Below are 9,783 nucleotides of genomic sequence, written 5' to 3'. Positions count from 1 at the left end.
GACAATCTTTTTCATTATGCTGCTCATCACCTACATTATCATTTGAGACATTTCGATCATCTGCATGATCATGTTGAGTTTGAAGGTGCTCTATATCTATTTGGTGATTCTCAGATGTTGAGGATGCTACAGCAGTTAACGATTGTAAAACAATCGAAATAACCAAGAGCATTTTTAGTACAACATTAAGGTTCAAAGTTATCACCAGTTAAATATAGTATTTAAAATACTAGCAGAAACTATTTCCTTAAACTAGCTTTTCAATTCAGTTTCCACGCTTTTACATTAAATAATTTTTTTATTTGACTCTATAGCCACTATAGATTTTATACTTATTTTAATATTATTACGGAGTGTTAAATATGTCAGAAAAATGTAGTGGTCAGTGTCAATCATCTTCTACCAATGAAGATGTAAAAATTGATACACAATTAGATAACTATAGTGGCGCGTTTGTCAGTACATTTAAAGTACCTCAAATGGACTGTCCTTCAGAAGAGAGATTGATTAGGTTAGCACTTGACTCAATTGAGCCTTCAGTTGGGTTGCAATTTGATATTCCTAGCCGTTTAGTCAAGGTTTTTCATGATGAAAATTTAGATGAGATAACAAAAAAATTACAACAACTCAATCTCGGTGCAGAGTTGGCATCAACTAAAGAAAGTTGCAGCACCGAAGCTGCAAAAGCAAAAGATCTAGCCCAAAAAAATGAGATGAAAGAAGCATCAACGCTAAAATGGTTGTTAGCCATTAATGGAGTCATGTTTTTTATAGAAGTAATTGCTGGGATTATTGCGCAATCTGCTGGCCTTATTGCCGACTCATTAGATATGTTTGCTGATGCTGCTGTTTATGGTTTAGCTATATATGCTGTCGGTAAAAGCATAAGCATGAAACTTAGAGCGGCACATATATCTGGTGTACTTCAAATTATTCTAGCGCTAGGTGCTTTGAGTGAAGTCGTAAGACGCTTTATTTACGGTAGTGAACCTATCTCTTCTTTAATGATGATATTTGGTGGAATAGCACTAATCGCTAACATTGCTTGTCTGTTTTTAATATTTGGCAACAAAGAAGACGGCGCTCATATGAAAGCGAGTTGGATTTTTTCCGCAAATGACGTAATCGCAAACGTAGGTGTAATCTTAGCTGGCTTATTAGTTACAGTAACTAGCAGCCGTTATCCAGATTTAGTGATTGGTTTGATAATTGCTCTTGTCGTTTTAAACGGTGCTCGCCGCATCTTACTGCTAAAGTATTAAGCAGAGAAATGAAAATAATGCACTCATCGTATATCAAATCAAATATATCATACGTGATAATGATTTTAATCGCGGTGCAGTCTGTGTTTTTTTCGCTAGAAGAGCTTGAAATAAACTTAAGTGAAAGTTCTTTTAGTTCATCACTAACTAAGTCTATTACCCCGCTAAAAGCTCCAGAAGACTCCAATATGCTTGAGGTGAATAATAGCAACTCTTCAATTGATAATTGTAATTTTTGTTGCTGTTGTCACTTATTTTTAAATGCTGATTCTTCCTGTAACATTTTCCAAGCAACAGATCACTTCCTTACCTACGCCTTAGTTTCTCCTGAGCTAAAAGGCTATATCTCGGTGCCATTCCGCCCACCTAAATACGCCTAAATTTTATAGAAAATTAAGAAAGGTCAAATGTTAATGACCTAAATATCACATATAAATTTATAGGAAAGTATACATGGCACTTAATACCTGTGTGCATCGCAAGATAGCAATTTTAAGGTGTGTAACACCTCGGCTTAAATATATCGCGTTTCTCGCTTTGTCACTTTTTACATTTAATGTTTATGCCTTTGAGAAGCAGTTAAACCTTCAGGAGGCAATTCAGTGGACGCTTAAACAAAATCCAGAACTTAAAATATTTGATTTCAAGCAAACGGCATTAATTGGACGAGAACAAATCGCAAGTTTAAATCCTGCTTATGAACTAGAGCTTGAAGCTGAGAACTTTGCAGGCTCAGGTGAATTTAATACATTCGACAGTGCTGAATTAACAGTCGCTCTATCTTCGGTTATCGAAATGGGAGATAAACGCTCAGCGCGGATTGGAATTGTTTCAAAATCAAGAACACTACTCACTGCTGAAAAAGAAGTCTCTGCGCTTAATTTAATGGCTCAAGTCACTGAGAAGTACGTGGAAGTACTTGCAGCCCAACAAAGAGTTATATTGGCAGAAAATGCTTTGAGCTTAGCACAAGAAACCTTAGAGATTGTATCTCAGCGTAACCGCGCAGGTGCTACTCCTGAGGCTGAAGTGAAACGCTCAAAAGCAGTTATTGCTCAGGCTAACCTCACCCTTCAATCTGAACAAAAGCGCTTGGAATATCTAAAGCTTTCTTTATCAGCTTACTGGGGAGAAACATCAGTGTCATTCTCTAGAGTAACTGGAGATCTGTTTCAGTTTGGCAATGATAGTGATTTTAGTAGTCTCTTTGCGAAATTAGAGAAAAACCCTGCTATTCAAGTTTATGCAAGTGAGCAGCGACTAAAAGAGGCCGAGTTACAGTTGGCTAAAACAGAGTCAACGGCCAATATCAAATGGTCTGTTGGTGTTAGGCGCTCTCAAGAAGCCAATGATACGGCACTGGTCGCTGGCTTTAGCTTACCTTTGTTTGCTGAAAAGCGAAATTCTGGCGCAATCGCTAGTGCGCTAGCAGAGCGTGACCAAGTTGCCATAGAGAAAGAGGCGACTAAGTTAAGATTTAGAAATCACTTACTACGAGCATACTCCAATAGAAAACAAGCCATATTAACAGCTAATTCATTAAAGCAGTCGGTTATCCCAATGCTTGAAGATGCACTGGAAGATACTCAAGACGCCTATCAAAAAGGTCGATATGGATATCTTGATTATGTATCGGCTAGACAAGAGCTGTTAAATGCTCGGCGAACCCTTATTGACGCGGCATCTGCTGCCCTAATTTATGGCGCAGAGATAGAAAAACTAACAAACGAAGCGCTGTCACTCTAAATAAACATCACTTTAAGTTTAATAACAATTTATTGATTCAGTGATTAACTGAATCGTTTAGGAATTCAAAATGAAAAACTATTTACTCGCACTATTGATTTTTATTGGGTATCTATCACCCATTCAAAGTGTTTTCGCTAGTGAAGATGAACATGAAGGCGAAGAAGGCATAAGCAAAATCGACAATAACATGGCAAAAAAGGTTGGTGTTGAAACAGCCTATTTAGCTTCAAAAACGTTGAACCAAACTATCCCTGTATACGGCTCTACGACGATAGGCGCTGAACAATTATTTCAAGTTGGCGCTAGATATAACGGCGTTATAAAGACAATAAACTTCACTGTTGGTGATACGGTAAAAAAAGGCGATCTATTAGCCGTTATTGAATCTAATGAGAGCTTAAATACTTATAAAATAACATCGCCTGTTTCTGGGACTGTTTTACAGCGAAATGGAAATATTGGCGGTATCACGCAAAACACTAGCTTGTTTGAAATCGTCAAATTTGACACCTTGTGGGCTGAATTTAAGGTGTTTACCAGCCAATATAATCAAATCATAGTCGGTCAGCATGTTGATATTGAGCAAGGTGAACACGCATTCAGTTCAGTCATCACTAATATTATTCCAGCTAAAGATCAGCCTTATATTTTAGCACGGGTACGATTAAACAACACTGAGTTAAAGCTAACGTCAGGTCAATTATTAAAAGGCAACGTAAAGATAAACCAATTTGAGGTGGATTTAGCGGTCGAGAAAGTTGCCATACAAGAGCTAGGTGGACAATTAGGTGTCTTTGTAAAAGAAGATGAAGAGTACGAGTTTGCACCACTTGTCCTTGGTCGTTCAGACAAAAACTATATCGAGGTCATTGATGGCCTCAGTAAAGACGCTGAATATGTAAACAAAAACAGTTATCTGATTAAAGCAGATATCTTGAAATCTGAAGTAGAAGACGACGATTAGGAGACGCAATATGATTGAATCAATTTTGCGTCTTGCAATAAATAGGCGCTATTTAGTATTAAGCTTGCTGATGGTAATCATCGGCGTTGGTATGTGGAGTTATCAAAAACTTCCCATTGATGCTGTTCCAGATATAACAAACGTACAGGTACAAATAAATACCTCTGCCCCCGGTTATTCACCTTTAGAAGCGGAGCAAAGGGTAACTTTTCCAGTAGAAAACGCATTAGCTGGACTACCAAAGCTGTCTCACACCCGCTCTCTTTCAAGATATGGTTTATCCCAGGTGACCGTTATCTTTGAAGAGGGAACCGATATTTATTTCGCACGCAACTTAATCAATGCAAGATTAGCTGCGATAAAAGGCGTTATTCCCTCTGGCTTAGAGCCAGAGATGGGTCCTATTTCCACAGGGCTTGGTGAAATATTTATGTATACCGTACAAGCTTCTCCTGACGCTAAAATGCCTAATGGAGAGCCTTATACCGCTATTGCCTTAAGAGAAATACAAGACTGGATCATTAAACCGCAATTGGCTCAAGTTAAAGGCGTCATTGAGGTCAACAGTATCGGCGGCTATAACAAGCAGTATCATATAACGCCGAAACCCGAAAAATTACTTTTTCATCAGGTAAGCTTTGAAGACGTTTCTGATGCATTACGTAAAAATAATGATAACCGTGGCGCGGGTTATATTGAGCAAAACGGACAACAAGTGTTAGTGCGCTCCATTGGGCAACTTGCGACAATGGATGAAATCCTCAATGTCATCATCAAAAAGAACGATGGTATTCCTGTAAAAATAAGTGATGTTGCCAATGTTGCTATAGGCAAAGAACTTAGAACAGGGGCTGCTACTCGTAATGGCATTGAGACAGTGCTTGGTACAACCATGATGCTGATTGGTGAGAATTCTCGCACCGTTGCTTTAGAAGTGGAACATAAGCTCAGCGAAATACAAAAATCTCTGCCAAAGGGCATTACCGCAGAGCCTGTTTACGACAGAACAACGTTAGTAGATAAAGCGATTGCAACCGTTACCAAAAACCTCGTTGAAGGTGCGCTTTTAGTTATTGTTGTGTTATTTATTCTACTTGGAAATTTACGTGCAGCTCTCATTACCGCTGCTGTTATCCCTATTTCCATGTTAATGACAATCACAGGTATGGTGCAAGCAGGAGTATCTGCCAATTTAATGAGTCTCGGCGCATTGGACTTTGGCTTGATAGTGGACGGGGCTGTAATCATCGTTGAAAACTCTGTCCGTAGGTTAGCACAGGCCCAACACAACGGTCATAGGCAAGACTTAAGAGAACGCCTAAATACCGTTTTTGAAGCCACTTCAGAAGTGATACGTCCAAGCTTGTTTGGTGTGGCAATTATCACTGTTGTTTACATCCCCATTTTCACGCTAACTGGCGTTGAAGGGAAAATGTTCCACCCTATGGCGGCAACTGTCGTTATGGCGTTAATTTCCGCAATGATCCTTTCAGTTACACTGGTTCCTGCTGCTGTAGCTGTGTTTATGAAAGGTAAAATCAGCGAAAAAGAAAGTGTAGTTATTCGTTCAACCAAGTCTATTTATGAACCATTGTTAAAAATGGCGATGAAATTTCGTTGGATTATTGTTTCATTCTCAACGCTGTTAATGGGGTATAGCCTTTGGTTAGCAACTACGCTTGGGACAGAATTTGTTCCTCAATTAAATGAAGGTGATATTGCACTACAGGCATTAAGAATTCCATCGACTGGCCTAGAGCAATCAGTAGAAATGCAAGAAGTACTTGAGCAACGTATTAAAGCGTTTCCTGAAGTTGATAAAGTATTCTCGCGCATTGGCACACCAGAAGTAGCAACCGACCCAATGCCACCGAGTATTGCTGATATCTTTGTTATTTTAAAACCACGTAAAGAATGGGCCGAACCTTCAAAACCAAAAAGTGAATTAGTTGAAGAAATGGAAAAAGTACTGAAAAACATTCCAGGCAACAACTATGAATTCACTCAGCCTATTCAAATGCGTTTCAATGAATTGATTTCTGGCGTTAGAGCTGATGTCGGCATCAAAATATTTGGTGATGATTTGGATCGGTTATTACTTACCGCAAAAGATATTCTAAATATTGTGAAAACCGTGGATGGTGCCGCTGATGCTCGAATGGAACAGGTCACAGGTGTTCCATCTTTATCAGTAATTCCTAAACGAGAAGCGCTTGGTAGGTATGGATTGAACGTTACCGAATTGCAAGACTGGGTTGCCACTGCGATTGGCGGTGAATCTGCGGGGATCATTTATGAAGGTGACAGACGGTTTGAGTTAGTTGTTCGCCTACCAGAGCAAATAAGAACGGATATCGATAGCTTGAAGCATCTGCCGCTTCCACTTGAGAATGGTAACTATGTGCCAATTGAAGAAGTTGCAGAGCTTAAATCAGAGTCTTTACCCGCGCAGATTAGCCGAGAGAACGGAAAAAGAAGAGTTGTGGTTACCGTCAATGTTCGTGGTAGAGATTTAGGCGGTTTTGTAAAAGAAGTTAAAGCTAAAATTAATCAGGAAGGAGAAATTCCAGCAGGATACTGGCTTGATTATGGTGGAACGTTTGAACAACTAGAATCAGCAAGTAAGCGATTAAGCCTAGTTGTACCGATAACATTGGTTGTTATCTTAGGTATTTTGATTATAGCATTTGGTTCATTAAAAGATGCATTAATCATTTTCAGTGGCGTGCCTTTAGCATTAACAGGGGGCGTATTTTCACTTTATTTAAGAGACATGCCCTTATCAATTTCGGCAGGTGTCGGCTTCATTGCATTGTCAGGTGTCGCAGTATTAAATGGCTTGGTTATGTTGGCTTTTATTCGAGATCTTTGGCATGAAAAAGGCGACCTATACGTAGCGATCATTGAAGGTGCCATCATTCGTTTAAGACCTATTTTAATGACGGCACTGGTCGCAAGTTTAGGTTTTATTCCAATGGCGTTAAACACTGGAATTGGTGCAGAAGTACAACGACCACTAGCAACAGTTGTTATCGGCGGTATTGTATCTTCTACCATTTTAACTTTGTTTGTATTGCCTATTTTATATCAATGGGCGCATGGCGCTGAGAGTAACAAACAGCAATCCGACGAAATCTAAAAGCAAAAAAGCAGCTTAATTACTAAGTTATGCCTAATTAAGCTGCTTTTTATATTGTATGCTCCAAAATTTTATTGATAAAACTTACTCTGCTTCATCCCTACAATTTTCATTTAAAAACTCAAACTCTATCGTCGTATGCGATAAATGATAGGAAGATAATTTAGCTGCAACCTCTTGTTTAAGCTTAATTAATTCTTTAACGTCAAAGTTGTCACTCAGCTCAAGGTGCGCTGTTAAAACGTGACTTTCACCATCCAGTGACCAAAAATGCATATGGTGTATACCATTTACTTCAGGAAATTCAATTAATGACTGCTTAATACGCTCTTGGGTCTCTTTATCGGGTGCAGCTTGAAGAAAAAGCACCAATGTTGATTTAAGATTTTTGAAAACGTTAAATAAGATAAACAGCGTAAACCCTATTGATAATAGAGGATCTAATATCGGCAGTTCAACGAACAACAATACAATAGAGACTATAAGAACGGCAACCCAACCGAGTACATCTTCAAGTAGGTGCCATGTCAGCACTTTTTCATTTAGTGTTTCACCCGCTTTTAATTTGAATACCGCATAACCATTTACGGCAACACCGAGTATGGCTAGCCCTAACATCCCCTCAACTACAGGCATTTCAGGATTGGACAGCTTAGGTATTGCTTCAAATAAAACCCAAATAGAGCCGATAATCAAAACAATACTATTTACCAATGCACCAAAAAGTGTAAGTCGGCGATAACCATAGCTGAATTTGTCTGATGCTTCTTTATCTGAAAAACGACTTAAAATCCACGCAAAACCTATTGAAAGACTATCACCAAGATCGTGAACGGCATCCGCCATTATCGCCGTACTGTTTGTGAGCCAACCACCTATAAATTCGATAATGGTAAATATCACATTAAGGAAAAATGCCCAACCAATCCGGTCGTCTTTACCATGCTGATGACTGTGACTATGGTTGTGCATTTTGTACCTCCAGTACTTTTTTATTTCTTATTTTTGATACATTCATATTAATCAAATGTCGGATCACTCGTTGATACAACCAACGTTTTACACCTGATAGATTAGTACCTTTTTCGAGATAGAACTTATCTGGTGAATCATAAAGCCCAAAGTCGTCATGAATACCTTCTTTTTGAATATAGGTATCCTCTCCACGCCAATCCGTACCGGGTGAAGATAAGCACTTTGTTGCAACACCATAACCACAAAACTCATCTTTTGCTTGGCTAAATTTCTGCTGTAGTGAGCTTAAGTATTGCTCATCCAATATAAAGCCCTCTAAGTTTATCCAACGCCCTTCAAAGTAAACTTCTACCCAACTATGAATGATGTATTTAGGTGCTAACCAAAATACAAGCTTGGGATAGCACCTTTTTGTAGTTGCTGATCAATGGTAAAACCTTGGAAACGACACTGGATACCTAGTCCACGCAATAGTGCCATTAACAGATTACCCTTAGTATTACATTGTCCATAACCATCTGCTAGCACATCGCTTGCTGAAATATCATCACTCTTGTTATAGCCAAACATTATTTCATCTTTTACAAACTAATAAGCGGCACCAATTTTGTTGAAATTATCCAAATTTTTCCACCCTCGTTGATCGATCAGGGATTGGATATCTTTGTGTTCAAAATTAACGATATTCGTATTGTTTAAATATTTCTCAGTCATTTTTATATATCCCTTTCGTTGCATACCTATACTATAGATCCTATAGTAACTATAGAGTCAAATGTCTGGGGGAAATTGATGAAAATAGGCGAATTGTCAAAAAAATCGGGCTGTTCAATACAAACGATTAGATATTATGAAAGAGAAGGATTACTGTTAAATCCAAACCGTTCAGAAGGTAATTTCAGGCTGTATGATAGTAAAGCACTTAAACAATTGGAATTCGTAAAGCATTGTCGCAGCCTAGATATATCACTCAATGATATTAAACGTCTTATCGAATTAAAAAATAAGCCAGAAGAAAGCTGCTCTAGCGTTAATGCATTAATTGATCAGCAACTTGCACTAGTGAATAAACGTATGAAAGAATTAAGGGCGCTTAAAGCTGAATTACAACAGATGGCAAGTGCTTGTGGTTCAGACAATACAATTGAAGCGTGCGGCATCATCAAATCATTGGATAGCTAAACTAAATATAACTTTAGATTAGTAGTATTCACAAAGGCAATAATGAAAACCATTGGCAAATTAGCACAATCATTAAATTTAAATGTAGAAACCATTCGTTTTTATGAACGAGAAGGGCTGATTACACAACCTGAAAAACCAATATCTGGTTATAGACAATATGACGAAACAATAGCAGGACAACTTAGGTTTATCACAAAAGCCAAAGCGCTCGGCTTTACGTTAAGAGAAATAAAATCGCTAATGTCTATGGACAGCAACTGCACTCAAGTTGAGCTATTAAGCCGACAAAAGTTAGCAATCATTCGAGACAAAATTAATGACCTTCAACGTTTAGAGAAAGTAATTGTGGATATGACAAATACCTGTATGCAAAACGAAGATCCAACACATTGCCCCATAATTGATTCATTAAAATGATTGACTCCGTACTTATATACGGAGTTTAGAATGATGGTAATATCAACCAATAGACTTTCAAATGATAAATAAAATATTAGACAGAGTAGGCT

Annotated in this window: 8 protein-coding genes and 2 pseudogenes; 7 read left to right on the top strand and 3 right to left on the bottom strand. The window is 38.2% G+C overall.

Annotated features, from left to right (window positions below; all coding sequences use genetic code 11):
• Positions 1 to 196: pseudogene (locus tag I6E69_RS20735) on the bottom strand (hypothetical protein); the annotation flags it as partial.
• A gap of 166 nt (positions 197 to 362) precedes the next feature.
• Between I6E69_RS20735 and I6E69_RS20265 the strand changes: the two are divergent.
• The 5 genes from I6E69_RS20265 to I6E69_RS20245 all read left to right on the top strand — a co-directional run bounded on the left by I6E69_RS20265 (position 363) and on the right by I6E69_RS20245 (position 7,114).
• Entirely contained in the window at positions 363 to 1,262 is a 900-nt protein-coding gene (locus I6E69_RS20265) for a cation transporter (RefSeq protein ID WP_197122172.1), read from the top strand.
• A gap of 83 nt (positions 1,263 to 1,345) precedes the next feature.
• Positions 1,346 to 1,642, top strand: coding sequence for a hypothetical protein (locus I6E69_RS20260; RefSeq protein ID WP_294115633.1), 297 nt, complete (start codon positions 1,346 to 1,348; stop codon positions 1,640 to 1,642).
• A 73-nt stretch (positions 1,643 to 1,715) separates the two neighbouring features.
• The gene (locus tag I6E69_RS20255; protein WP_002962255.1) at positions 1,716 to 3,008 is read left to right on the top strand and encodes a TolC family protein; all 1,293 of its coding nucleotides are present in this window, start codon (positions 1,716 to 1,718) and stop codon (positions 3,006 to 3,008) included.
• 70 nt (positions 3,009 to 3,078) lie between these two features.
• The gene (locus tag I6E69_RS20250; RefSeq protein WP_197122168.1) at positions 3,079 to 3,975 is read left to right on the top strand and encodes an efflux RND transporter periplasmic adaptor subunit; all 897 of its coding nucleotides are present in this window, start codon (positions 3,079 to 3,081) and stop codon (positions 3,973 to 3,975) included.
• A 10-nt stretch (positions 3,976 to 3,985) separates the two neighbouring features.
• Positions 3,986 to 7,114, top strand: a complete 3,129-nt coding sequence (locus I6E69_RS20245; protein WP_010557527.1) for an efflux RND transporter permease subunit — start codon at positions 3,986 to 3,988, stop codon at positions 7,112 to 7,114.
• 84 nt (positions 7,115 to 7,198) lie between these two features.
• On the opposite strand, the gene I6E69_RS20240 is transcribed toward I6E69_RS20245, so the two are convergent.
• Together I6E69_RS20240 and I6E69_RS20235 are read right to left on the bottom strand one after the other, a co-directional pair.
• Positions 7,199 to 8,086, bottom strand: a complete 888-nt coding sequence (locus tag I6E69_RS20240; protein ID WP_002962252.1) for a cation diffusion facilitator family transporter — start codon at positions 8,084 to 8,086, stop codon at positions 7,199 to 7,201.
• Positions 8,073 to 8,659 (bottom strand): annotated as a pseudogene (locus tag I6E69_RS20235) (transglutaminase family protein). Before I6E69_RS20235 ends, I6E69_RS20240 begins: the two are co-directional and overlap by 14 nt.
• A 222-nt stretch (positions 8,660 to 8,881) precedes the next feature.
• On the opposite strand from I6E69_RS20235, the gene cadR reads away from it, so the two are divergent.
• Positions 8,882 to 9,271: a Cd(II)/Pb(II)-responsive transcriptional regulator gene (gene cadR, locus I6E69_RS20230; protein ID WP_002962247.1), complete on the top strand. Its 390-nt coding sequence runs from the start codon at positions 8,882 to 8,884 to the stop codon at positions 9,269 to 9,271.
• A gap of 42 nt (positions 9,272 to 9,313) precedes the next feature.
• Entirely contained in the window at positions 9,314 to 9,691 is a 378-nt protein-coding gene (locus I6E69_RS20225) for a MerR family transcriptional regulator (RefSeq protein WP_055018870.1), read from the top strand.
• Positions 9,692 to 9,783: the final 92 nt, after the last annotated feature.

It is taken from the genome of Pseudoalteromonas sp. NZS100 (genome assembly GCF_015864815.1).
In the GTDB taxonomy this organism is placed as follows: domain Bacteria; phylum Pseudomonadota; class Gammaproteobacteria; order Enterobacterales; family Alteromonadaceae; genus Pseudoalteromonas; species Pseudoalteromonas distincta.
This window is presented reverse-complemented; position numbering and strand designations above follow the sequence as displayed.

Bases quoted from the DNA above. Each gene is read 5' to 3' on its own strand.
- I6E69_RS20265 (WP_197122172.1), top strand. From the start codon at position 363: ATGTCAGAAAAATGTAGTGGTCAGTGTCAATCATCTTCTACCAATGAA.
- I6E69_RS20255 (WP_002962255.1), top strand. From the start codon at position 1,716: ATGGCACTTAATACCTGTGTGCATCGCAAGATAGCAATTTTAAGGTGT.
- I6E69_RS20250 (WP_197122168.1), top strand. From the start codon at position 3,079: ATGAAAAACTATTTACTCGCACTATTGATTTTTATTGGGTATCTATCA.
- I6E69_RS20245 (WP_010557527.1), top strand. From the start codon at position 3,986: ATGATTGAATCAATTTTGCGTCTTGCAATAAATAGGCGCTATTTAGTA.
- I6E69_RS20240 (WP_002962252.1), bottom strand. From the start codon at position 8,086: ATGCACAACCATAGTCACAGTCATCAGCATGGTAAAGACGACCGGATT.
- cadR (WP_002962247.1), top strand. From the start codon at position 8,882: ATGAAAATAGGCGAATTGTCAAAAAAATCGGGCTGTTCAATACAAACG.
- I6E69_RS20225 (WP_055018870.1), top strand. From the start codon at position 9,314: ATGAAAACCATTGGCAAATTAGCACAATCATTAAATTTAAATGTAGAA.